Source organism: Lactococcus sp. KTH0-1S, from assembly GCF_052544945.1.
In genome coordinates this window covers 708197-732876 of the sequence record NZ_CP195165.1, presented here as the reverse complement: position 1 = coordinate 732876, position 24680 = coordinate 708197, and the positions used below count along the sequence as shown (strand labels likewise).

General features: G+C 34.4%; 20 protein-coding genes. All 20 read right to left on the bottom strand.

Features of this window, described 5'->3' with window-relative positions; all coding sequences use genetic code 11:
- Positions 1-15 precede the first annotated feature (15 nt).
- Positions 16-504 (bottom strand): flavodoxin domain-containing protein, encoded by a 489-nt coding sequence (locus ACRYLU_RS03655; RefSeq protein WP_445081240.1) that lies wholly within the window; start codon positions 502-504, stop codon positions 16-18.
- A gap of 25 nt (positions 505-529) precedes the next feature.
- Positions 530-1405, bottom strand: coding sequence for a MarR family winged helix-turn-helix transcriptional regulator (locus ACRYLU_RS03650; protein ID WP_445081239.1), 876 nt, complete (start codon positions 1403-1405; stop codon positions 530-532).
- Between the two features lie 293 nt (positions 1406-1698).
- Positions 1699-3420, bottom strand: coding sequence for a thiol reductant ABC exporter subunit CydC (gene cydC, locus ACRYLU_RS03645; protein WP_445081238.1), 1722 nt, complete (start codon positions 3418-3420; stop codon positions 1699-1701).
- Complete coding sequence (cydD, locus tag ACRYLU_RS03640; protein WP_445081237.1) at positions 3420-5282, bottom strand: thiol reductant ABC exporter subunit CydD; 1863 nt, start codon at positions 5280-5282, stop codon at positions 3420-3422. The genes cydC and cydD overlap by 1 nt, the downstream gene beginning before the upstream one ends.
- 27 nt (positions 5283-5309) lie before the next feature.
- Positions 5310-5453: a hypothetical protein gene (locus tag ACRYLU_RS03635; RefSeq protein ID WP_158423270.1), complete on the bottom strand. Its 144-nt coding sequence runs from the start codon at positions 5451-5453 to the stop codon at positions 5310-5312.
- A gap of 207 nt (positions 5454-5660) precedes the next feature.
- Complete coding sequence (cydB, locus tag ACRYLU_RS03630; RefSeq protein ID WP_445081236.1) at positions 5661-6656, bottom strand: cytochrome d ubiquinol oxidase subunit II; 996 nt, start codon at positions 6654-6656, stop codon at positions 5661-5663.
- Positions 6656-8131, bottom strand: coding sequence for a cytochrome ubiquinol oxidase subunit I (locus tag ACRYLU_RS03625; protein ID WP_038599788.1), 1476 nt, complete (start codon positions 8129-8131; stop codon positions 6656-6658). Before ACRYLU_RS03625 ends, cydB begins: the two co-directional genes overlap by 1 nt.
- Before the next feature lie 56 nt (positions 8132-8187).
- Complete coding sequence (locus tag ACRYLU_RS03620) at positions 8188-8484, bottom strand: hypothetical protein (RefSeq protein ID WP_445081235.1); 297 nt, start codon at positions 8482-8484, stop codon at positions 8188-8190.
- A 2-nt stretch (positions 8485-8486) separates the two neighbouring features.
- On the bottom strand, positions 8487-8894 hold the full coding sequence (locus ACRYLU_RS03615) for a hypothetical protein (RefSeq protein ID WP_445081234.1): 408 nt from the start codon (positions 8892-8894) through the stop codon (positions 8487-8489).
- 251 nt (positions 8895-9145) lie between these two features.
- Complete coding sequence (locus ACRYLU_RS03610) at positions 9146-10639, bottom strand: peptide MFS transporter (RefSeq protein WP_015426042.1); 1494 nt, start codon at positions 10637-10639, stop codon at positions 9146-9148.
- Between the two features lie 226 nt (positions 10640-10865).
- The gene (locus ACRYLU_RS03605; protein WP_445081233.1) at positions 10866-12668 is read right to left on the bottom strand and encodes a glycoside hydrolase family 13 protein; all 1803 of its coding nucleotides are present in this window, start codon (positions 12666-12668) and stop codon (positions 10866-10868) included.
- A gap of 89 nt (positions 12669-12757) precedes the next feature.
- Positions 12758-15160 (bottom strand): glycogen/starch/alpha-glucan phosphorylase, encoded by a 2403-nt coding sequence (locus tag ACRYLU_RS03600; protein ID WP_445081232.1) that lies wholly within the window; start codon positions 15158-15160, stop codon positions 12758-12760.
- Positions 15161-15248: 88 nt separating this feature from the next.
- Positions 15249-16685 (bottom strand): glycogen synthase GlgA, encoded by a 1437-nt coding sequence (gene glgA, locus ACRYLU_RS03595; protein WP_445081231.1) that lies wholly within the window; start codon positions 16683-16685, stop codon positions 15249-15251.
- 91 nt (positions 16686-16776) lie between these two features.
- The gene (gene glgD / locus ACRYLU_RS03590; protein WP_195927903.1) at positions 16777-17916 is read right to left on the bottom strand and encodes a glucose-1-phosphate adenylyltransferase subunit GlgD; all 1140 of its coding nucleotides are present in this window, start codon (positions 17914-17916) and stop codon (positions 16777-16779) included.
- Positions 17906-19048: a glucose-1-phosphate adenylyltransferase gene (locus ACRYLU_RS03585; protein WP_012897406.1), complete on the bottom strand. Its 1143-nt coding sequence runs from the start codon at positions 19046-19048 to the stop codon at positions 17906-17908. The genes glgD and ACRYLU_RS03585 overlap by 11 nt, the downstream gene beginning before the upstream one ends.
- Positions 19049-19148: 100 nt before the next feature.
- Positions 19149-21152 carry a 4-alpha-glucanotransferase gene (locus ACRYLU_RS03580; RefSeq protein WP_445081230.1) on the bottom strand — a complete coding sequence of 668 codons (2004 nt, stop codon included), beginning with the start codon at positions 21150-21152 and terminating at the stop codon, positions 19149-19151.
- Positions 21153-21366: 214 nt separating this feature from the next.
- On the bottom strand, positions 21367-22338 hold the full coding sequence (gene nusB, locus ACRYLU_RS03575; protein ID WP_146977876.1) for a transcription antitermination factor NusB: 972 nt from the start codon (positions 22336-22338) through the stop codon (positions 21367-21369).
- Positions 22331-22732 carry an Asp23/Gls24 family envelope stress response protein gene (locus ACRYLU_RS03570; protein ID WP_038599769.1) on the bottom strand — a complete coding sequence of 134 codons (402 nt, stop codon included), beginning with the start codon at positions 22730-22732 and terminating at the stop codon, positions 22331-22333. The genes nusB and ACRYLU_RS03570 overlap by 8 nt, the downstream gene beginning before the upstream one ends.
- A 146-nt stretch (positions 22733-22878) precedes the next feature.
- A complete protein-coding gene (gene efp / locus ACRYLU_RS03565) occupies positions 22879-23436 on the bottom strand; it encodes an elongation factor P (protein WP_003129623.1) in 558 nt (185 codons plus the stop codon).
- Between the two features lie 131 nt (positions 23437-23567).
- Entirely contained in the window at positions 23568-24626 is a 1059-nt protein-coding gene (locus ACRYLU_RS03560) for an aminopeptidase P family protein (protein WP_445081229.1), read from the bottom strand.
- Between the last annotated feature and the right edge of the window lie 54 nt (positions 24627-24680).

Genomic DNA, 24680 nt, shown 5'->3' with positions numbered 1-24680 from the left:
ATAAATTTAGCTATTTTAAATCCACTCTACTTTGTTTAATTGAGCCACAAACTGTTTCTCAGCTTCCGGTAAAAACTCAATCGGGTGTTTTTTAGACTCTAGCTTAATCATTGATTTTGCAATAATTTTATCGTGCCAATTAAAGGGGATCAAATTATTTACCTCCCCTCCAAAGTTTGCGATAGCTACAGCATTTTTACGCAAAGGTTCGGCGATTTCTTTTTTAATCACTTTCGTAAAACTATCATATTCAACCATTGTAACGAATGCCGCAAAAGGTTTCGTTTGCAAAATTTCTTGATATTTTTTTAAGAAACTGCCTACTGAACGTTCAAATTTATGACTATAAACAGGGCTGGCAACAATCACAGCATCAAAATCTTTAGGATTTACTACTTCAGCATTTAAATCCACAAGTGTGACCTGATTTAAATGTATCGCTAGCTTTCTAGCGCACTTGGCAGTATTTCCTGTCTTACCAGCGTAAGCGTTGAGTGTTCTCATTTTCCGCTCCTTATCTATTCAATCCTTAGAAATCATCCCAGTTTTCTGGTTTTTTAGGTTCTTTATTTTTGTCTGTCTTTGGCTTAGAATCAAAATCTGGACGACGGTTTCCGTCAAAATCACCAAAACGATTTTTCATTTCCTCTGAAAAGTGATCCCAATGTTCATTAAAATCGGCTTGATCTCTTCCACCAAAATTATTTTTAAAGCTATCTTTGAGCTGCTTACCAAAGGCTTTCCAATCTTCACCAAACGGAGCTTGTGAGCGTTCGTCACGACGCATACGATTTTGTCCACGTTTCATTTCTTGAGATGAACGACGCATTTCACGTTGCCAATTTTGCATTTCACGGCGCATGTGATTCCCAAATGCATGACGGTCATGAGCATTCATCATATTTTCCATAAATGGATTTCCGAAAAATTGTGCCATTCGTTGGAACTCTTGATCATTACGTGCGTCGTTATTTTCTACTAATTTTTCCATTAGAAAGGCTAATTGTTCTTGTTCTTCATCTGTTAGATTGCCAAAAATTGTTTCTGAAATATCATTATGCATTGTATCACGTGTTTCTTGAGCTTCACGGCCTTTATCAGTCAAGAAAATGCGGCTGACACGTTTATCATTTTCATCTTGTTTACGAATAACCATTTCCGCTTCTTCTAATTGTTTAACCTGAGCTGTTACACTTGAAGGTTTGATATCAAGAAGTTCGGCAATTTCTGCATTGGTTAGACCATCATTATTCCATAATTCAACGAGTAAACCTTGAGCGCCATTGCGGTTACCGCGGTTTTTCATTTGTTTTGAAATCCCATCTGCTCTTAAAGCAAAAAGGATGTTTGGATTGTGCAATAGTTTTGAAAATAGATTCAATAAGTTGTTTGTTTGTTCTGACATTATGTATTCTCCTTATATCAAATTCTTTGTAATTCGTCATCAAAAGCATAGATTAGTCGTTCATCTGAGCCTTCAATAAGTCTGATGAACCAATTCAATTTTTGAATTATTATTTTTATCATCTTAATTATTGGTTCTCCTTTACTATCTTTTAATTTCTTGAAAAGTTTAAATTAATTAGTTAGTTTATTTTTTATTTACCTAACAAAAAAGATTATAAAACATTTAATTAGTTTTGTCAACACAAAAACTAACTAAATTAAAAAAATCAGCCCATAGACTGATTTTTTATATTATTCATTTCCTAAATCAAGTTGATAAAGTTCTTTAAATGCTGGGTTATTCTCCAGTAATACCGCGGGTTTCCCATCAAATTTAATCGAGCCATTTTCTAAAAATAAAACTCGGTCCATATGATGAACACCTAATAAGTGGTGAGTAATAAAAATAATTGATTTATCACGGAGCCGTTCAAAAAAGAGACTTAAGAGTTGATTTTCTGTGATTGGGTCAAGTGATACAGTTGGTTCGTCAAGAATTACAACATCAACATCTGATAAAAGAACCCGTGCCAAGGCTAAGCGTTGACGTTCTCCACCAGAGAATCGTTCTCCCGCTTCATCTACTGGTGTCAGAAGTTTTTGAGGTAATGATTCAACCATTTTACGGAGGCCAACTAATTCAAGAGCTTCCCAAATTTCAGCATCACTGGCATTGAGTTTCGCCAAAGTCAAATTAGAACGAAGGCTTGTCGCAAAAAGATAAGGGGATTGATTAATGACACCAATTTTTTCTTCAACATTTTTAGCTTTAGATGGCTCAACACCAGAAAATTGAATACTTCCACTTTGGGGAACTAAATCTCCTCTGATTAAGCCGGCAAGTGTTGATTTACCCACGCCTGAACGTCCCAATAGAGCAATATGTTCTCCTTGTTTAACTTCTAAATTAAAATTATCAAAGATTTTTTTATTTTCTTCAAATGAAAATTGGAGATTATTGATGACTAAATCTGTATAAACAATTTCCTCAGTCCTTACTTCTTCATCTTGGTCTGGTAAGTCATTTAAACGATTGATTGAATCGCCATAACGTTGCGTTTCAACCACCGCATCAGACAAAGGAGAAAAAGCATCAAATAAAGGGAAGGCAGCGAGACTAACTGCCGCAATATAATTAGGCGCGTCTCCCAATCTTAAGGCACCAGAAGACCAAATCATCAAATAAATCACTAATGCGCCATAGACAACTTGTAAAAATAAATTTCTTCTACGTCCGAAAGCTAATAGTTTGGCTTGAATTTTTCTAGCAGATAATTCAGAACCTCGATAAGCTGTCAGAAAATCTTCTTTTCGTCCTGAAAGCACCCAATCTTGTAATCCTAAAATATCATCTGTCAAATGAGAAAAAAGTTGATTGCGATAAATTTTGAGTTCTTCATCTAATTTTACTGTAAATTTCAAAGAAATTAATGGCAAGATAACAATCAAAAATCCTAAGAAGAGCGCTAAACCTAAAGCAAACCAAAGTGAGAAAAATCCTCCAGCAATAATTAGAGCAATCGATAAACTTCCAGCAATTAAAACTGGAAATAATGTTCTCAAAAAGAGGTCTTGTAGATTTCCAATATCTTCATTAAGAACACCCAATAAGTCACCTAAACGGTAACGATCTGCTAATGTAACGGCCGTTTTTTCCAGTCGCAAATAGAGTTTTTTTCGTAAGAGACTTGTGATTTTTAAAATCCAATTATGAGAAGTTAATCTTTCGACATAATGCATCACTGGTCGTCCAATCCCAAAAATACGTACAAAGAGAACTGGAACATAAATCATTAAGATATTTTCTGGTTTTGTTGCTGATTTAGAAATGACATATCCTGAGCTGAACATCAAAAGTCCCGCCATCGAAATTGTAATCGTTCCTAAGAAAATAGATAGAATAAAGCCTGAACGATTTTTTTTCAAAAATGGAGAAATCCAGTCATTACCAAACAAAATATTTTTTAATTTCATTATTTCTGACCTCCATTATCTGATGAAGCTTGGCTGACAGAGCTGTCAGTAGATTTATCATTTACTGACGAAAAGTTCGACCTCTCAGATACTTTTTCTTCTTGGTCCTTTACTGATTTGCTTGTTTCATTGTCTAATAAATTTTTGTCATCATCAACGCCACGCATCTGACTAAGTAATTTTTGATAGTAAGTATTTTCAGATAATAGTTGTTCAGGAGTTCCAATTCCTGCGACCTGTCCCTCGTTTAATACGATGACCAAATCCATTGATGAAAGCCAATGAAGACGATGAGTAGCAATGAAAACAAGTTTATTTTCAAGTAAAGGTAAAATATTTGCTTTAATTTCTAATTCGGTTTCAATGTCCAGATGAGCTGTCGGTTCATCAAGAAACAAAATATTGCGGGTATGACTTAAAAATGCTCTGGCTAATGCAACACGTTGAGCCTGTCCCCCTGAAATTGTACGACCACTGGCCCCAATTTGTCCATCAAGACCAATTTCATCAATTAGACTTTCTAAACCAGCAAGTTTTGCCGCTGCTTTGATTTCGTCATCAGTAGAATCAGGTTCGTAAAAAGCTAAATTTTCACGAAAAGTTCCTGCAAAAATATAAGTCTTTTGTGGAATGAATTGAACTGACTGACGATAGTTTTCGTCAGTTAAAGAAGTCAAACTTTGCTCATTGAGTTTAATTTCACCAGCTGTTGGTTTTAGAAATCCAGCCAGCATTGAAAGCAATGTTGATTTACCAGAACCTGAATTTCCGACAATGGCAATTTTTTTAAAGCCATTTACTGACAGATTAACATTTGAGATTCCACGCCCTGTGTCATAAATTTTTCCTAACTCTGTCAGTTGAAGTTGTGAATTTGCCCTCCAAGTTACTTTTTCTGTAAGTACTGACAAAGTATTTTCCTCAGTTGAAAGAACTTCATTCACAGCTGCCAAAGCATTTTTTCCATTAAGCGTCGCATGATAATCACTTGCAAAATCACGCAGTGGAAGGAAATATTCTGGTGCTAAAATTAGAGCCGCCAAAGCTGGAAAAAGTAAAATATCACCGCTCATTAAACGAAGTCCCAAAAACAGTGCGACAACAGCAACCGAAAGACTTGCAAAAAAATCAAGGGCAAAGGTTGAAAGCATAGCGATTCTCAATGCGCCCATCGTTTCTTTACGAAAGTCTTCAGAAGTTTTATAAATTGAATTTGAGTAATCTTTAGACAATCCAAAATATTTCAATGTAGAAATTCCACGCAATGAATCTAAAAAGTGATTTGATAAATATTGGAAAGTTTTGTATTGACGTTCAGCACGTCCTTGTGCTGCGTATCCCAATAGAATCATAAAAATAATTGCAAAAGGAAATGTCAAAGTTAACACAATTCCACTTTGCCAATCAAGAAAATACACTGGAATCAAAATTAACATTGGAATGATCATCATATTTAAGACTTTGGATAGGACCAATTTAATATAATTTTCAACCTGATCAATTCCTGTGATTACTGTTGTTGCAGCTGAGCCCGAACCTAAATTAGCAATAGCAACTGGACCAAGTCGGAAAAATTTATCCAACATATTCCCCCGCAATTTTGTTGCTAATTGGTAAGCAAGTTTATCCAGAGCCTTTGAACGACCAAAATTAATAATTTCACGGCTCAAAAAGCAAGCAAAAAAGCCCAAAACCCAAGGAATGGTATGAGAAAATAATTGTCCTTGCCAAAGCTTAGTAATCGCAGTAGCTAGAAATAAAGCTTGACCGGCAATTGCAATGAATTGAAAAACTGCCAGAATCCCCAATATCGGAAACATTCTTCTTACACCTGGCAGTTCAAAAAGAGATTTATCAATCATGTTTAAAGTTACTGATGAGATAATATTTTACTGACAGAACTTACCAGCAAAGCTGATAGGTCCTTCATTCACGGATTGAATGACTTCCTCTAACGCATTCAACTGACAGAACTTACCAACAAAGCTGACAGTTCCTTCATTTACCGATTGAATGACTTCCTCTGGGCGCATTCAACTGACAGAACTTATCAGAAAGGTCGGCAGTTTCTAAAATCTGCTCATAGAATTTCTGTCAGTAAAATAAAATTCCTCAGTTCCTTTCTAAAAAATTTAGGTCAGAAAAAATTTTCCTGACCATAATATGTAGTTGTCTTAATTAATTATATCAATTTACAAACTAATCTGAAAATAACTGGTTCAACCAGTTATTTTCATGTTTTATTTTTTAATTCTTTTTCTGAAAATGAAATAGGTCCAGCCCATATAGATGAGTACAAATGGTAAGATAACCAGAGTAATGATTGTCATTGTTTTCAAAGTATAGCCTGTTGAACTAGCATTTTTAATCAAAATACTGTGAGCAGGGTTAGTTGCAATCATTACACGTGGGAAAATCCCTTGGAAAATCAATGCAACAAGGGCAATGAAAGTCAAACCTGAAGCCAAGAAAGCAGACATTTCTTTTCCTGCACGAACAGATAAATGTGCCACAAGAGTTAGAATAACAATCAAAGCAAGTAAAACTAAAGTTCCAATAAAATGTTTTTCAAAGAAATCAGTGAAAATAACTAACAATACAGCGAAAACAACTTCACCAGCATAAAGAACAAAATAGAGAATATTAGCTATCTTTGCAGCTCTCTCACGTAAAGCTCCCTCTGTTTTCAAGGCTAAATAATTTAAGCCATGAAGCCAAGCTAAGAGCATTACAGCAACACCACCAACGACTGACAAAAAGTTAACGTAAGTAGTAAAAGTAGCAGTCACATTTCCTTTAGCATCCATTGGAACGCCTTGAATCATACTTGTAAACATCAATCCAAAGAGAAATGGAATAGCAAAACTTGCAACGCCCAAAACTTTTGTCCAGAGCATTTTTCCTTTTTCCGTATGTGAGTGATGACGAAATTCAAATGTTACTCCCCGGAAAATCAAACCTACTAAAATCAAAAATAGAATAAGATAGAAACCAGAGAACAATGAAGCATACCAATAAGGGAATGAAGCAAACATTGCCCCACCGGCAGTTAATAACCAAACTTCATTCAAATCCCAAACTGGACCAATTGATCCGATAGCTTGTTCAACCTCACGTTTGTCCTTGGCAATTGTAATTGCACTCATTCCTACACCGTAGTCAAAACCTTCGAGGAAGAAAAAGCCACTAAATAATACTCCAACAATAATAAACCAAAAAAGTTGTAATCCAGTCATTATTTATCCACCCCTTTCTCATCAGTTTCTTTTTGAATTTCACTATCTTCTTTTGATGAAGAAGCAAAATTTTCTTGACTAAATGAATCTAAAGAAACATAAGCTGTTTCCGCTCCTTCTACTCCTTGTTTCATTCTTTGAAGCGTAAAGTAAACCATCACAGCACCAAGGAAACAGAAAAGGAAGAAATAGACGATATTTGAGAATAAAAGTGAACCGACAGAAACATTTGGTGAAACTGAATCTTTGATTGTAAATAAACCATAAACGGTCCAAGGATAACGACCAAGTTCAGTAACTAACCAACCTGAGGTAATCGCAAGGAAAGGTGCAAATAGCATCCAACGATAAACTTGTAAGCCAAACTTATTTTCATATAGACTTGGTTTTTTCTTTCTAGTCCAAAAGAGCCCCAGAGCAGAAAGTAAAATCATTAACATTGATAGACCGGCCATAATCCGGAAAGTCCAGAAGAGAACCGTTACTGGTGGGAAGAAATTACCGCCAATTTCTTTAGCTACATCAGGATATTTCTTTTGAAGTTGAGCGTTAATTTCATTCATCCCTTCAACCGAACCGCTTGGACGGTGATAAGTCAGAATTGAAAGCATATAAGGAATTTGAATTCCAAATACTTCTTTGTGGTCAGCTTCATTAAAGAAGGCAACCATATCCCAAGCCGCAGGGTCAGGTGTTGTTTCATAAACCCCTTCAGTTGCAGCAAATTTCATAGGTTGAGAGTTTTTAACTTCAATCATTTGTTGGTCACCAGCAACAAAGTTACCAACTGCACCGATTAGAGCTACTAAAAGTCCCAAACGTAAAACTGGTTTAAACATATCAATTTCACGATTTTTAAGAATTTGATAAGCTGAAATACCAGCAACCACAAAACCACCAGTTACAAGGAAACCTGTTGCCACGTGGCTAAATTCCAAAATAGTTTGAGGATTTGTCAAAAGGGCAGAGAAACTTGTTAATGTTGCTCGTCCACCTTTAACTTCATATCCCACTGGATTTTGCATCCATGAGTTTGCCGCTAAAATCCATAAAGATGATAAGAAGGTCCCAACAAATACAATCCAAAGTGTTGCATTATGCAATTTCTTACCTAATTTATCCCAACCAAACATCCACACTCCAAGGAATGTAGATTCCAAGAAGAAGGCAAGTAAGGCCTCAACGGCTAAAGGTGCGCCAAATATATCCCCAACATAGCGAGAATAATCTGACCAGTTCATTCCAAATTGAAATTCTTGGATAATACCGGTTACGACCCCTACTGCAAAGGATAAGAGCATAATTGATCCAAAAAATTTCGTCCGTTTTTTCCATTTTTCATCACCAGTTTTCACATAGATCGTTTCCATGATCGCTGTCATGAGAACCATTCCGACAGAAAGTGGTACAAAGAAAAAGTGGAAGATTGTCGTCATCGCAAACTGAAAGCGTGCGAGAGTTTCAATAGTAGGCATAATAACTCCATCTTTTATATTTTTTATTTTTAAAAGTAACTAATAACAATATAGCTTTATAAACTGACACTATCATAAAATCTAATAAGTTTATTGTAGTTACTTTCATTTAACGAAATAGTAATAGTATCTATAGTATCCCTTTTCTCACCACTGTATGATTGAGAGAAAAGTAATTGTGCATTACTAATAAGTTGAATAAGATACATATACATTTTTACAAGAGAAACTATATTAATATTTTTAATTTCAATTGAATAAATCCTAAGTTCTTCTTCAATGACAATTGAGTATCTATTCCCATCTTGGGTTATTTCAAGATAGTTTTCTAGTATTTTTTCTAGACTAGTCATAATTAAAATCCTATTTTTACACCAGGAGCAACTCTTGCTCCTTTTCCAAAAATATCTCCTGATTGCCCTGTCAATGTGACAGTTCCTCCAGAGCGTCTTGGAAAATTAACATAACCTGTAATCCAACCTCCCCATGAATATCCTCCCACTGGATAATATAGAGTCCGGTATTTCTTATTGTAGTACTTTACAGTAATTTCACCTCTGAATGTATATCCGTCTGAAACTTCCTCCCTTACAGACCAACGAACACCAGAACTAGTTTTATCTAGTTTAGAAACTCCAACATTCCCATAGACAGTTGTAGCATAAGCATTTTGGAACATTAAATTTGAAGAAAAAATACTTGTTACTAATATAATAATAATAAAGACTTTCTTGTTACTTCTTTTTTGGGTTCCTATACTCATTTTAACTCCTTTCTTATTTTTAATATTTTTAATTTATTTTAGCATTTGTGAATGTCTTTGATTTTTAAACAAAGGCACTAACATCTGCAAATAATTTAAAATCACGTTACACTATATTTTATCATAATGTAAGCGCAGATAAAAACGATTGATTTGTAAAAGACTTTTAACAAGTGTAACTTTTCAGACACTTCTATAGTTTTTAAAATACAAAAAACCTATCATTAAAGATAGGTTTTATTAATTACTAATTAACGAACATCTCCCATTAATTTCAAAATAGGTTTTTTGATAATAAGGAGGATAATTCCCACGATAATACCAATAATACCAGTAATCGCAAAGAAGTGAACTTCTGTTGCTGCTTTAAAGAGTGGTGTAATTTGAGCATTGATTGCTTGTGAAGTTGAATCTGCCAAGAACCACATCGCCATCATTTGTGATTGGAAAGCAACTGGAGCTAATTTTGTTGAAACTGATAATCCAACTGGTGAAACAAGTAATTCACCTGCCATTTGGACAGCAAACATCAATACTAACCAAAGAGCACTTGCACGACCAGAAGTTCCGTTCAAGAGACCTGGAAGTGTCATAATCAAATAAGAAATCCCTGTCAACATCAAACCAAGACCAAATTTTACAATTGTTGAAGGTTGACGTTCACCCAATTTATTCCAAAGACGAACAAAGATAGGTGATAAGAGAACGATGAAGAGCGGGTTCAATAATTGATACCAAGAAGGGTCAATATGGAAAGTAATTCCAAACCAAGTTGGGTCCAAATTAGAACGTGATTCTCCCCAAACCGCAATAATTGTAGAACTTTGTTCTTCAATTGCCCAAAAGACAATAGCAGAAAGGAACAAAGGAATATATGCTGTTAATTTACGACGTTCATCTGATTCTACCTTTTTAGAGGTAAACATCATTACAAAATAAATAATTGGAACAACAATACCGATAATTGATAAAACATTAATGAAGTTATTAATGAAATTAGCTGGACTTGCTTGATAAAGTAAGAAGAAACCAATAATAGCGACAATAACAACAATTGTCAATGTAATAAGAAAATTACGTCTTGCTTTTGAATCCATTGGATTTGAAGGTTCGCGTCCAATTTCTGGGAAGTGACGAAGACGTCCATACCAATAAGCAAATAATGCAAAAATCATACCGATAGCTGCAAGTGAGAATCCTAAGTGATAATTCACACCTTGTCCAACTGTCCCAACAATCAATGGAGCAATCAGAGAACCCATGTTAATTCCGACAACAAAGATATTGAATCCAGTGTCACGACGTGAGTCATCTTTAGAATAAAGATGTCCAACCATATTTGAAATATTCGGTTTAAGCATCCCTGTTCCCAAGATAATTAAGAATAATGCCACGAATAGTGAAGATAAACCAAATGGTGTTGCTAAAGCGATGTGCCCTAAAGTGATTAAAACTCCACCAAGGAAGATTGTGCGCGAAGCGCCCAACAAGCGGTCAGCAACCCACCCTCCAACGATTGTTGAAAGATAGACAAGTGCACCATAGATACTTACAATCGCCATTGCTTGAGCTTTAGGAAGTCCTAAACCTGCGTTGTCAGCAGTTGTCAATGCATAGAGGTAATAAACCAGAATGGCACGCATCCCATAGTAAGAAAAACGCTCCCAGAACTCAGTCTGAAAAAGCGTCAATAGGCCGCGAGGTTGACCGAAAAATGTTTTTTCTGTTTTGTTTAAGTTTTGCATAGATTATATTATAAAGTTTTCTATACAACTTGTCAAGTTGTCAAACAATTTTGCCTATACAGATTCTTTGAAAAACGCGGGAAAAAGAGGGACAATAACAAAATTTCATAGATATTTATTTATATTTTCTTCTTTTATAAAATAAGATTTAGCTAAAAAATATAGTTTTTATCATTTTTTACTGACAAATAAATCTGTCAGTAAAAAAAACTTGCATCAGCAAGTTTTATATTTTCATCTTTAATTCTAAATTTGTTTTTCCACTAATCACTTTTTCTGTCAGTAATTTTTTTAATTCTGGTAAGAATTTCAGATTTTGTAAAAAAGTAATTTCTTGAACTTCTATATTAAGCTCATCTTCACTCGGATTAATGAGTTCAACAAAAACTTCTGAATCTGTATATCGCACTATTCCTAACAACCTGTCAGTAAAAAATGTTGAAAACTCTCCATATTTCAAGCTATTTTCTGACAGACGTTTTTGCGTCCAACTTTTATAAGCGTTGTAAATTTTGGGTGAAATGTTATCCCAAGGAAAATATTTACGATTCTCAGGGTCTTTTCCACCTGACAATCCTGCTTCATCTCCATAGTAAATACAAGGAATTCCTGGTAATACAAAAAGCATTGCTAACGCTACTGACAGATTCTTTTCTCCAACCATTGTCAAAATTCGTTCAGTATCATGAGTCCCTAGATTATTTAGATTATTATAAAAAATATCTTTAGGATAATTCTCTTGCAAAGTCATCAATTGATGCGCAACATCTTGACTAGAACGATGACCATTTAATAAATTAATAATTAAATCACGAAACGGATAATTCATAGCAGCTTGCAAACTTCCACCAAGAATATAATTTCTTCTTTTTCCATAAGAAATTTTGTTGGAAGCATCTTCCCAAATTTCACCAATCAATATCTTATCTGAATAAGAGTCAAGATTTTCTCGAATTCCTTTAATAAATGAATCAGGGAGTTCATCTGCAACATCCAAACGCCAACCATCGATACCCAAGTCATTCCATTTAGCTAAAACAGAATTTTTCTCACCATAAATAAAATTGCGAAAAGAATCATTATCTTTGTCTATTTCAGGTAAATCTTTAATTCCCCACCAAGATTTATACTCAAAAGGATAATTTTCAAATTTAAACCAATCAAAATAAGGCGAATCAGGATTTTTTGCTGCTCCCTCATCATCGCCATAATCACCATTAATATTGAAATAAAGCGAGTTTTTTCCTACATGAGAAAAAACACCATCCAAAACCAAATGCATTTTTTCTTGATGAAGCAACTGAATCAATTCTTCAAAATCTTCCTGCCTACCCAGCATTGAATCAATTTTTAAGTAATCATTCGTATCATAGCGATGGTTACTTGTACCAGAAAAAATTGGATTAAGATAAATCGCGTTGATTCCCAGTTCTTTTAAGTAAGGAATTTTTTTAATAATTCCTCTTAAATTTCCACCGAAAAAATCCCAACGTGCAATATCACCATTTTCTTCTTTAACATAAAAAGGACTATCCGTTTTTCTTCCATAGATAAAAGAATTGGGTTTTGGGTGATTGATTTGACCATTTTCATTTCCATTATAGAAACGATCTGGGAAAATTTGGTAGAAAACTGCTTCCCGATACCAGCTGGGAGCTTGATCTTCTTTTTCAAATACCGTCAACTGATAAGGTTTAACATCATTTTCATCAGTATATAGAAGTCCCTCTCCTCCTATACCAGAACAACCATAAAATCGCCTAGTTTCTCCCAAATCCGAAGACTCGACTATTTCAAAATGATAAAAATAAAGTCCTGGCTCTTCATCAAAAGGAATGGTAACTCTAAAATCTCCACCTGAATCTTTGCTCATAGAAAATTCATAACGTTTTCCAAAATCACGTCGAATTACACATGTCACAAGTACAGAAGGTTGGTCAGTTGTAAATCTCAAGCTCATTGAGTTTCCAACCTTGATGGCCCCAAAAGGTTGTTTATAATCTAAATTCCACGGATTATAATAATACATCTAATTCTCATTTCCTTTATTAACACTTAAGGCTAAAGGCTCCTAAAATTTACTCTGTCAGTAACAAAAATTTCTGTCAGTAAATTTCTTCATTCTTTTTTAGCCTTTATATACCAAATGTCATCAGCATATTCCCTAACTGTTCGGTCAGAACTAAAACGTCCTACATTAGCAATATTCATTAAACTTGCTTGAGTCCATGCTTTTTGGTCACGGTAAAGTTTTTCAAGTTCAGCTTGTGCCCGAACATAATCATTAAAATCACGAAGTACAAAATATTCATCATTATAAACGGTGAGCGAATCAAAAATTTCGCGACCTTCACTTTTAATATTTGGCACCGTTCCGTCAATTAAGGCATTCAAAATTCGATTAACTACTGGATTTTGCTCATAAATATCACGCGCATTATAATTACCATTGCGATAATATTCATAAACTTCATCCTTAGTCAGCCCAAAAACAAAATTATTTTCATCCCCTCCCGCTTCAAAAATTTCTATATTTGCGCCATCAAGTGTTCCAATGGTTAAAGCACCATTTAGCATAAACTTCATATTTGAAGTTCCAGATGCTTCTTTAGAAGCCAAAGAAATTTGTTCTCCAACATTGGCTGCTGGGATAATCACTTCTGCCAAACTTACATTATAATTTTCCATAAAGACAACTTTGAGTTTATCTTTAATCGCTTGATCATTATTAATCATATTTGCTATTTCGTTAATTACTTTAATGATAGATTTAGCATAATGATAAGAAGGAGCCGCTTTTGCCCCGAAAATAAATACTCGAGGAACCCTATCTAATTCCGGATTATCTTTCAAATCAAAATATAATTTTAGAATATGCAAAGCATTTAACAATTGTCGCTTATAAGCATGCAGCCGTTTTACTTGAACATCAAAAATTGCATCAGGATTAACCGTAATTCCATTTTGTTCTTTAATCACTGCAGCCAATCGTAGCTTGTCATCTAATTTAGCTTTTTGAAGTTGTTCAAGCGTTTTTTCATCATTTTTAAAATTTTTCAGCAGCTTCAGTTCATCTAAATCATGACGCCATGATTTACCAATTGTTTCATCAATAATTCCAGACAAGCGTTCATTTGCAATCTGAATCCAACGACGGTCAGCAATTCCATTTGTCTTATTATTAAATCGTTCAGGATAAATTTCATAAAAATCATGAAGTTCAACATCCTTTAATAAATCAGAATGCAATTTGGCTACACCATTAGTTGAATGTGAACCAATGATTGACAAGTTGGCCATATGAATTTGTCCATCTTTGATGATTCTCGTATTATGCACCAGTGTTGCACCCACTTTAGGAAGCAACTCAGCCGTACGTCTCCGGTCAATTTCCACAATAATTTGATAAATCCGGGGCAAAAGTTGTTTAATCATCTCTTCTGGCCACTTTTCCAAAGCTTCAGATAAAATTGTATGATTGGTATAAGACATCACCTTGAGGGTTGTATCCCAAGCTCGATTCCAGCCCACACCATATTCATCAACTAAAAGGCGCATGAATTCCGGAACACAAAGTGCAGGATGTGTATCATTAATATGGACAGCAATATAATCCCCAATTTTTCGAATATCTTTTTTTTGTGTTCCTTTATAGTGTTGCAAAATTCGTTGAAGTCCAGCAGAAACAAAGAAATATTCTTGCTTCAAACGTAAAAGTCGCCCATCATAATTAGAATCATCTGGGTAAAGTTCAGCAGTAAGCATCGAAGTTTGTCGCATATAATCCAAATTTTGAAATTTAGGGTCTAATTCCTCTGGAACTTCTGAGCGCCACAGACACATATTATTAACCGTTGTATTTTCAAAACCAACCATGGGCGTATCATATGGAACAGCTAGAACACGTTCTTGGTCCTTATAATGAGGAATAAGATTTCCATTACCATCATCTTCTAACCAAACTTCACCACCAAATGTCACTTCAACTGCTTTGTCTGCTCTACGAACTTCCCAAGGATTCCCGTTATTTAGCCAAGAATCAGGTAATTCTACTTGGTAACCATCTACTATTTTTTGTTTGAACAATCCATACCGATAGCGAATGCCATTTCCATTTCCTGGAAGCCCCGTTGAAGCCAAAGAGTCCATGAAACAGCTAGCTAAGCGTCCCAAACCTCCATTTCCAATGGCCATATCTGGTTCTATCTTAGCAATCTCATCCAGTTCAATTCCAAAATCATTTAACCCTTCTCGAACGGTATTTAAGATACCTAAGTTAAGTAAATTTGATTTAAGCATTTTTCCTGGTAAAAATTCAATCGAAAAATAATATGCTTGTTTTTTTCCAGTTTCATCCTTATATTGATTATCGGCTACCCAAATATTAGCATAGTAATGTTTCACAACAGATGCCAATGCATCATAAATTTCTTGGTAACCTGCTTTTGTCAGGTCAGTCGCAAATTTTGAAGTTAGACGCTCTTCGAAATCTTGCTTAAATTGTTTTTTTGAAAGTTTCAATCGTCGCTCCTTTATTATTCTCAAACATCTTTTATTTTAAAATGAATTCTACCACAATTTAATCACAAGCGCAAACGTTTGCGTAATTTTATAATTCTTGATAGAGCTCAATGTATTGTTGAGCCTTCGTTCCCCAAGAAAAATCTTTACTCATTGCTGTTAAAACCATTTTATTTAAGACTTCTGGTTCTTTTCCATAAACTTCAAGTGCACGATTAATCGTCTCCAATAAAATCTGTCCTTCAAAATCAACAAAACCAAATCCTGTTCCTTCTTTGCTAATAGGATTAAATGGAATCACAGTGTCTTTCAAACCACCAATTTCATGAACGATTGGTAAAGTTCCATATCTCATTGCAATCATCTGTGATAGGCCACAAGGTTCAAAAGCAGATGGCATCAAGAAGAAATCAGAGCCAGCATAAATTTCCTGAGCAAATTGAAGGTCAAATGCAATATTTGCTGACAACTTATCTGGATATTTTTGAGAAAAATATCTAAAACCTTCTTCAATTTCAGGGAAACCTGTTCCTAATAGGACAATTTGCACATTTTCTTCCAATACTTTTTCCAACTGACTCAAAATTAAATCAAATCCTTTTTGATTCGTTAAACGGGAGACCATCCCAATCAATGGAACATTTGGATTCAATGGTAATCCTGTTCGCTTTTGGAGTTCTGCTTTCATTTGACCTTTACCAGAAAGCTCTTCCTCGCTGAAATGGTAAGGAATTAATATATCATTTTCGGGATTATAAATATCATAATCTATCCCATTTAAAATTCCAGAAACTTTTCCATCTACATATTGCAAAATTGATTCTAAACCACAACCAAATTCTGAGGTCTGGATTTCCTTAGCATAAGTTGGCGAAACTGTATTAACCCAACCCGCATATAAAATTCCTGTTTTTAACATATTTAGCATACCATTATGACGGACGACTCCTTCAAAATAGCGTTCCATTCCCATACCAAAAAGCTCACTTAAAGCGTCTCCATGCATCAAGCCTTGAAATTCAATATTATGAATGGTTAGTACTGTTTTAATTTTTTCATAGGCCTTAATCCAGTTGTATTTTTCTTTAAGTAAAAAGGGAACCATTGCAGTCTGCCAATCATTGACATGCAAAACATCTGGAATGAAATCTAACTTTTCTAAGAGTTGGCAAAGAGCCAAGTCAAAAAAGGCAAAGCGCTCTCCATCATCGCCATAACCATAAAGTTGTCCCCTACCAAAATAATGTTCATTATCTAGAAAATAATACTTCACACCCTCTTTTTCTAGACTTTTAACTCCAACATATTCGTGTCGCCAACCAACATCAACAAAATCATAAAATTCATCTTTTAAAAGTGAACGATATTCGTCTTTCATTTCATTCTTAAAATAAGGAAGGATCACAGCAACTGAATCTATTTCACTTTTTTTAGCCAATTCTTTGGGCAGTGCTCCAGCTACATCTCCAAGTCCTCCCGTCTTAAAAAAGGGGGCACATTCACTTGATGCAAATAAAACTTTCATTTTTCCCTCTTTCATTTTCTCTTTAAAATATAATTCTTTTTTTGAATTTTATTCAAGAACGCCGATAAATATTATCAGCGTCATTTGTCTTCTATAAGATATCTGCGGTAACAACTGTTCCTTTAGGAATCACTACTGGTTTTTCTGAACTACCAATAATTTTGACATTATTTTCGACAACCACTCCTTTATCAATGATGGCAAATTTAACTTGAGCGCCACTTTTAACTTCAGAGTTGGTAAAAACTAATGATTCTTCAATTAAGGCATCATCTTGAATCTTAACTCCACGAGAAATGAGAGAATTTTTTACTTTACCATTGATCATACAACCAGAACCTAATTGACTATTCTCCACTTTACTATTCTCAGAAAAATAAGTGGGAACTTCATTCTTAATCTTAGTATAAACAGGTTGGCTACTATATAAAAGAGAGGTAAAATTTTGGGGGTCGAGCATGACCATATTAGCATCATAAAATGACTTAATATTAGTGATATTACTCATATAACCTGTGTATTCATAAGTATTCACATCATAGTTCTTCATATAAACACGAATGAGACGGGCAATTGAAGTCAATTCTCCTATATCTTGCATCTCTTTTATAAAATTAATCAACCAATCGGTGTTCACGATAAAGAGATTCAAACAAAGGGCTTCTTTTTCTTGGGGATTTTCTAATTGATTAACATAACAGTTACTCATTTTCCCTGATTCATCAAAACGAAGAATAGTATCATACTCACTTGCTAAATCTGGAGAGACTTTTTTATAAACGGTGGTTATTTCCTTACCTGCCAATTTATGTATTTTAAGAACAGCCGTTAAATCGACATTACAAATAAATTTACTTCCCAAAAGAACCGTATATGGTGCTTTAGATTTACGTAAGAAACTTAACTGTTGAGCAAAATAATCCTTACCTTGTTCCCTTAAGCGGTCAAAATCTTGTTGAATATAGACAAAGTAACGACTATTAAAGCCATCCAAGCCCCATTCGCCACCTGAACCTAGATGGTCAAAAACAGATTGCGTTTCTCCTTCATTAAAGGTCATAAAAATATTATCTACATGGGCATTTGATAATGATGACAATGGAAAATCAATCAAACGATATTTACAATCAAAAGGAAGAGTAGCAATCGGACGAACCTCTGTTAAGGGGCTTAAGTGTTTGCTTGAAGAAATATTTGAGAGGATTGCTGCCATTTTATTACTATTGTTCATTTTTATTTTCTCCTTTAATTTCTCCATGACCAATCACTGCGACTTCATTTTCACCGATTATTTCTACATTATCACCAATTTTTGCATTTTCACCAATGATTGCATTTTTGATTGTAACGTTTTCCCCAATAAATGTCCCAGACATAATGAAACTATCCTCAATCACTGTTCCTTCTTGAACATGGACATTCTGTGAAAGGATTGAATGAACAACTGTTCCATCAACGTAACAGCCATCACCAACAAGTGCATTTTTTACATTGGATTTTTCTGTGATAAACTGTGGCGCTGAAATATCATTATGTGAATAAATCCGCCAAGATTTATCTGTAATATTTAGTTCATTATTTAAATCAAGAAATTCCATACTGGATTGATGAAGAGAATCAATGGTTCCAACGTCTTTCCAATATCCCTTAAAGCGATAAGCAAACACATTTTCTCCAGCTTCAATATAAGCCGGGATAACATCTCCACCGAAATCTTCCATTGGGTTTCCTTTTGAGTAACCATTCACAAGAACTTCGCGAAGCCTTTTCCAATTAAAAATATAGATTCCCATTGAAGCAAGATTTGATTTTGGTTCTTTAGGTTTTTCTTCAAATTCAATAATTCGGTCATTATCATCGGTGTTCATGATTCCAAAACGGCTTGCTTCTTCAAGCGGAACTTCCATTACTGAAACTGTTAAACTGGCTTCGCGTTCTTTGTGGCTTTCTAACATGGCTTCATAATCCATTTTATAAATATGATCTCCCGAGAGAATGAGAACATATTCTGGATTTTGCTGGTCAATATAAGAGATATTTTGATAAACAGCGTGAGAGGTTCCTTCAAACCATTTAGAACCTTCTTGTGAAGAATAGGGTTGGAGAATAGTGACTCCACTATTGATTCCATTTAACCCCCATGGTGCTCCATTTCCAATATGAGCATTTAGAGTTAAAGGTTGGTACTGAGTAATGACGCCAACATTTTTTACATTTGAATTTGCACAATTTGATAAGGCAAAATCAATGATACGATAACGACCTCCAAAAGGAACAGCAGGTTTTGCAACATCTTTTGTCAATTTACCTAAACGCGTCCCTTGACCACCAGCAAGAATAAGACCAAGCATTTCAATTGCCATAATGAAACCTCCATTTTTTTCACAAAATTTTTGTTTTTTTACATATTTATTATTATTTTATAATTTATACTTTCTAATTCAAAATGATTTACTTTGAAATTTAATAGGCTCTTTTACTTTCTTTGATAAATTTCTTTAAAAATTCAGTCCAATCCTGATTATCAATCAATGTTTCAAGTTGACAATGCAATCGGTAATTCCAGTAATGGTATGGATTTGCTGGAATATTAATTTGTTCGGATTTTGCATCTTCTTTTCGCAATTGTTCACTCATTGCTAACCAATCTTGAATAGGTAAGATAACCATCATCGCATTGGAGTTTAAATGTCTTTTAACTATCTCTTGGATAATTTCTGCACTTGCATAATAAGGAGCTTCGCCATACCAACCCATGACTTCATTGTAGTAACGTTGAATTTCCTCATGATTTTCTTCCCACCAAGCTCTTAGTGGACTTGTATCGTGACTTGAAGTCGTTAGGACCGATAAATAGGGGACTTCATTTAAAGGACTGACAAATCGATTATCTGAAGGCATTCTCTCAATTATCAAACGTAGAATATTAAGATGATTCATGACGTCTGGTACATTGGCGGGAACCATTCCTAAATCTTCACCACAAGCTAACATATTCGTAGCATCTTTTAAAACTGGTAATTTTTCATAGGCCTTTTCTTTCCAAAATTCATAATTTCTTCCATAAAAATAGTCATTATAAAGTTTTTCAAGCCGTCCTTTATAGTCATCACCAAATTCTCGAAAGCTGATTGTTTGCATTAAAGAAATACGTGGATGATATTTCTCTGAATTCTCATCATCTTTTAATAATATTATATTTTCATGTAATTTATAAAGTCCTTCTCGCACCCAATCTTCTAATTGAGCTTTTTCTACTTTTTTCTGGTTATTATACTCATTTTGAAATGTATAATTTCCATTACCTATATAATCCAGAAATGTTTGAATAATCCAATCTCGATTATCTCGGCCAAAAATTTCATCAATTACCCAATCCTTGATGAAAGGATTAATAAACCGCTCGAGGCCCCATTGTCTTAATGGAATACCATAGTTATTTTCAATTTCTTCTGCTGACAAGGCAATAGCTGGTGAAAACTGGCCCAATAAACCTCTTACGGAATCCTCTGGCATCTGCCATATTCTAAAGAAACCAAGAATATGGTCCAGCCGATAAGCATCAAAATAATTAGACATAGCTGTCAACCGTTTTTTCCACCATGCATAACCATCTTCGGCCATTTTTTTCCAATTGTAGGTTGGAAAGCCCCAATTTTGTCCATTTACAGCAAAAATATCAGGAGGAGCGCCAGCTTGTTTATCAAGATGAAAAAGTTCTGGATGAGTCCAAGCGTCTACGGAATCATGAGCAATTCCAATTGCGATATCTCCTTTTAGTGCGATTCCTAATTGATGACAATAGTCAACGGCTTCTGAAAGTTGATAATGCAAAAGGTATTGCACAAAGATATACAAATCCAATTGATTACTTTCTGAAGTTAACTTTTCAAAGAAATCTTCACTATAAGTGGCATACTTTCCCCAATTCATAAAATTAGCACTTTGATTGATATCTCTTAAATACGAAAATGCCGCATAGGCCTTTAACCAATCCTCATTTTGTTGATAAAATTGCTGATAATCTTTGCTTGCTTTAAATTTATGAGCTGAGTTTTGATAAATAATTTCAGCATATTCCCATTTTAAGGCTAATGCTTTTTCATAATCTATTTTTTCTAAAGCATTTAATTCTAATTCCGCGATGAGAAGCTTTTCTTGTTGAATTTTTGTGAAAGAATCCCAAAAGATGTGAATATCTAAATAAATTGGATGCAATGCAAAAACAGAAATGGCACGATAAGGATATGAATCACGCCAGTCCATAAAAGTACTGGTATCATTAATTGGTAATAATTGAATGATATCCATCCCAGAACGGTGGGCAAAATCGGCTAACTCTTTCAAATCTGAAAATTGCCCTACCCCACTTGAGTTTTCAGTTCTTAGTGAAAAAACTGGCACTGCTATCCCTGTATGGTAAGCTTTTTCTCCGTAAGGTTCAATTGAAAAATTATTGGTGAGCATTTGTACTCCTTAATTCTCTAAAAATAGTGTAGAATCGCAAAAGAAAACGTTTTCTTTTATTATATATCTTTTAAAAAAAATATACCAATATTTAGTGTGATTTTTCAGAAAATTAATAAGTAATGTTAAGTAAGATAACTCATTAATTACAAAAGCTAGAAAATCGTAATAAAAAAAGCTACAGATAAAATTATCGGTAACTTTTTTATTAATTTTATTTTAAGAAGTTGGTTAATACACCATTAATGAATCGGCTTGATTTTTCATCACTAAAGTCTTTTGAAAGCTCAACTGCTTCATTGACCGCAACAACATTAGGTGTTTCTGTATATAATATTTCATAACTAGAAACTTGAAGGATTGCTTGTTCAACAAGAGTCAAACGTGAAAATGACCAAGTTTTTGCCAAATATTTAGAAATATTTGCTTCCAAATCTTCTTTTTTATCTAAAACTCCATCGACAAGTTGTGTAAAGTATTCAGGAGCTTCAAGATCTTCTGGACGGTCATTGTCATAATTGAGAACAAAGCGTTTTGTATTTTTCAAAAGCTCTGACAATTGTGATTGAGCATTATTTTCTGCTTGTGCTAATTCTTCATCAAGTTCTTCTTTTAAAGTACTTGGAGTGAATAAATCACTTGTATATTTTTCAAGAACATTTTCATGAAGGAATGAGAAGGTTTTTTGGAAAGTTTCAAGAGATTGTTCAGCTGTTGCATTTTCTGGAAGATTTTTGAAAAATTCTAGAACTTTTGGCGCAACAGGTTCTTCATCAAGTTCAATTTGGAACAAACGAATCAATTTCAAATTTGCCATGACACCAACAAATAAATTTGTTGCTTCATATTCATTCATTTTCTTAGCGTAACCACCAAAATCTCGCATGAAAGCAAGAGCTTTAGCAACCGTTGTTTTCTCGATATCTTTAAGTCCAAGAATTTCATAAATTTCATAAATGGCTTCTAAAGGTTGAGAAAGTCCTTTTGGAAATTTACGAACAGTAATTCGTTCATCACGAAAATCAACGTCAAAACGAACAGTTTGAGAAAGTTCTTCTTCTAATTTCTCGACGTTTTCTCTAAAAGAGCTTACGACATTTGTTGCCATTTCTTTTTGGACAGCATAAGAAAATAAGACCTGGACCGCTCGTTGACGAATCTGGTGTTGAGTGAGCGTCTTAGGCATCAAAAAATCCCTCATCAAACAAGTCTTCAAGCGCTGGTTTTGGTTGTTTTTCAGTCATAATTCCGACAACGTGGATATTGACTTCATCAACAATAATCTCAGTAGCTTGGGCAACTGCTTCTTTCACTTCTTTTTGGATTTTTGTAGCAACGGTTGGTAGGCTTACACCGTAAGTAAGGTACACATAGATATCAACAGCTACTTTATCGTCTTTTGAGTCAATATAAACACCACGGCCTTCATTTTTCTTACCAAGGCGGTCTGAAAAACGTTTGTTACGAAGGGCGTGTACCCCTTCGATTTTGGCTGTTGTAATACCGATAATTACTTCAAGAACTTCAGGGGCAATGACGATATCCCCAAGTTCTTCAGAATGTACAGTTTTTTCTGCCATTTTGATTTCTCCTTTTGTCTTTGCAAATTTTTCCAATTGGAAAAATTTCACTTACAAAATGAATTTTCTTTACTGACGAAGTCTTAAAACTTCATAAAGTTACTGACAAAAGGCTGTCAGTAACTTTTTTCAGTAATCGTACTTAATTAAGCACGTTTCAAGTATTCACCTGTTTGTGTGTTGATTTCAAGTTTTGTTCCAGCTTCAACGAAATCAGGAACGTTAACAACAAGACCAGTTTCCATAGTTGCTGGTTTACCAGAACCTGTTACTGTTGCACCTTTAATAGATGGTTGTGTTTCAGTAACTTCAAGAACAACTGTTGTTGGAAGTTGAATACCAATTACTTCTGTACCGTAGAATTGAATTTTAACATCTGTATTTTCAAGAACATAAAGAAGTTCATCTTTAACTTGTTCTACTGGAATTTCATATTGTTCGTAAGTTTCATTATTCATGAAATTAGCAATACCATCCATTGAGTAGAGGTATTGTGCTGTTACAGTTTCAATAACAGCTTGTTCAAACTTATCTTCAGGACGGTAAGTGTCATCAAAAGTTGAACCTGAGCGTACGTCTTTAAGTTTCATACGCATGATTGTATTCCCTTTACCTGGTTTGTGATGACTTGCTTCCATAACGCGGAGAAGTTTTTCCCCATTCAAAAATGTCATGCCTGATTTAAGGTCTTTTGCTAAAACCATGTTTATGTTTCTCCTAGTATTTATAAATTTAGATATTCTGCCATTTTTCTTTTGTCAGCAATTTTTCTGTACACAAAAGAAGTGAAATGACAGGATTTAACATCTTATTTTATCACAAGTTATTGCTTTTTTCAAATAACGATAAGCTCTTTTGGGGCTTTTGTTAAGACTTCACAGCCATTTTCTGTTACTAATAAGTCATCTTCAATTCTGACTCCACCAAATTCAGGAATATAAATTCCTGGCTCATCTGTAATGACCATCACAGCTTCCAAGTGATTTTCTGTCATTGATTGATTAAAATAAGGAATTTCATGAACATCTAAACCAAATCCATGTCCAATTCCATGCGTAAAATACTGACCAAAATCGGCTTCTTCAATGACGGTACGCGGAACCTTATCATATTCGGCATAAGTCATTCCCGCTTTAACTTCTTTGATAAGTGCTTCATTAGCCTTACGCACGGTTTCATAAATTGTTCGCATCTTGTCATCTACAGAACCCACGAAAATTGTTCTGGTCATATCGCTAGCATAATGTTCATAATAACAACCAAAATCAATGGTCACTGGGTCGCCAAATTGAATCATTTTACTGGTCGCAACGCCATGAGGCAAGCTACTTCTCTTGCCTGAGGCAACAATGGTTTCAAAGGAAATTCCGCTCGCCTCTAAATCACGCATTTTGAAATCAAGAAAATTAGCAACTTCAATTTCAGTTCGGCCCGGCTCAATGAATTTTAAAGCTGACATAAACGCTTCATCAGCAATTGCACAGGCTTTTTTTATCAAATCAATCTCTGTGTCATCTTTAAATTGGCGCAATTCCAAAACAAAATTACTTGTGGCTAAAAGTTCTAATCCTGGAGTGGCGTCAGAAAGTCTTTTAAAGAAAGCATAGTCAACTGTTTCTTCAAAAGCTATATTTTTAATTGATTCACTTGCTGACAGCTCTGTCAGTAAACTTATTGGATCTCTGCTTTCAATAATTTCAAAATCACTAATCAATCCACGTGCCATTTCACTATAACGGCTGTCTGTCATAAAAATATTTCGCTTCGCTGTCAAAAAAACTGTGCCCGCGGTTCCAGAAAACCCTGTCAGATAAAAGATATTCTTCATATCAGTAATCAATAAACTATCAATATTTTCTGTCAGCATTTTTGCTTTTAATTTTTCAATTCTCATTTTATTCTCCTTTAAATTAAGAATTAAACTTTAGAATATTTCTTTATTTTCTTA

Coding starts and splice junctions, on each gene's coding strand:
- ACRYLU_RS03655 (WP_445081240.1), bottom strand. CDS start 504: ATGAGAACACTCAACGCTTACGCTGGTAAGACAGGAAATACTGCCAAG.
- ACRYLU_RS03650 (WP_445081239.1), bottom strand. CDS start 1,405: ATGTCAGAACAAACAAACAACTTATTGAATCTATTTTCAAAACTATTG.
- cydC (WP_445081238.1), bottom strand. CDS start 3,420: ATGAAATTAAAAAATATTTTGTTTGGTAATGACTGGATTTCTCCATTT.
- cydD (WP_445081237.1), bottom strand. CDS start 5,282: ATGATTGATAAATCTCTTTTTGAACTGCCAGGTGTAAGAAGAATGTTT.
- ACRYLU_RS03635 (WP_158423270.1), bottom strand. CDS start 5,453: ATGCGCCCAGAGGAAGTCATTCAATCGGTAAATGAAGGAACTGTCAGC.
- cydB (WP_445081236.1), bottom strand. CDS start 6,656: ATGACTGGATTACAACTTTTTTGGTTTATTATTGTTGGAGTATTATTT.
- ACRYLU_RS03625 (WP_038599788.1), bottom strand. CDS start 8,131: ATGCCTACTATTGAAACTCTCGCACGCTTTCAGTTTGCGATGACGACA.
- ACRYLU_RS03620 (WP_445081235.1), bottom strand. CDS start 8,484: ATGACTAGTCTAGAAAAAATACTAGAAAACTATCTTGAAATAACCCAA.
- ACRYLU_RS03615 (WP_445081234.1), bottom strand. CDS start 8,894: ATGAGTATAGGAACCCAAAAAAGAAGTAACAAGAAAGTCTTTATTATT.
- ACRYLU_RS03610 (WP_015426042.1), bottom strand. CDS start 10,639: ATGCAAAACTTAAACAAAACAGAAAAAACATTTTTCGGTCAACCTCGC.
- ACRYLU_RS03605 (WP_445081233.1), bottom strand. CDS start 12,668: ATGTATTATTATAATCCGTGGAATTTAGATTATAAACAACCTTTTGGG.
- glgA (WP_445081231.1), bottom strand. CDS start 16,685: ATGAAAGTTTTATTTGCATCAAGTGAATGTGCCCCCTTTTTTAAGACG.
- glgD (WP_195927903.1), bottom strand. CDS start 17,916: ATGAACAATAGTAATAAAATGGCAGCAATCCTCTCAAATATTTCTTCA.
- ACRYLU_RS03585 (WP_012897406.1), bottom strand. CDS start 19,048: ATGGCAATTGAAATGCTTGGTCTTATTCTTGCTGGTGGTCAAGGGACG.
- ACRYLU_RS03580 (WP_445081230.1), bottom strand. CDS start 21,152: ATGCTCACCAATAATTTTTCAATTGAACCTTACGGAGAAAAAGCTTAC.
- nusB (WP_146977876.1), bottom strand. CDS start 22,338: ATGCCTAAGACGCTCACTCAACACCAGATTCGTCAACGAGCGGTCCAG.
- ACRYLU_RS03570 (WP_038599769.1), bottom strand. CDS start 22,732: ATGGCAGAAAAAACTGTACATTCTGAAGAACTTGGGGATATCGTCATT.
- efp (WP_003129623.1), bottom strand. CDS start 23,436: ATGGTTTTAGCAAAAGACCTTAAATCAGGCATGACATTTTTGAATGGG.
- ACRYLU_RS03560 (WP_445081229.1), bottom strand. CDS start 24,626: ATGAGAATTGAAAAATTAAAAGCAAAAATGCTGACAGAAAATATTGAT.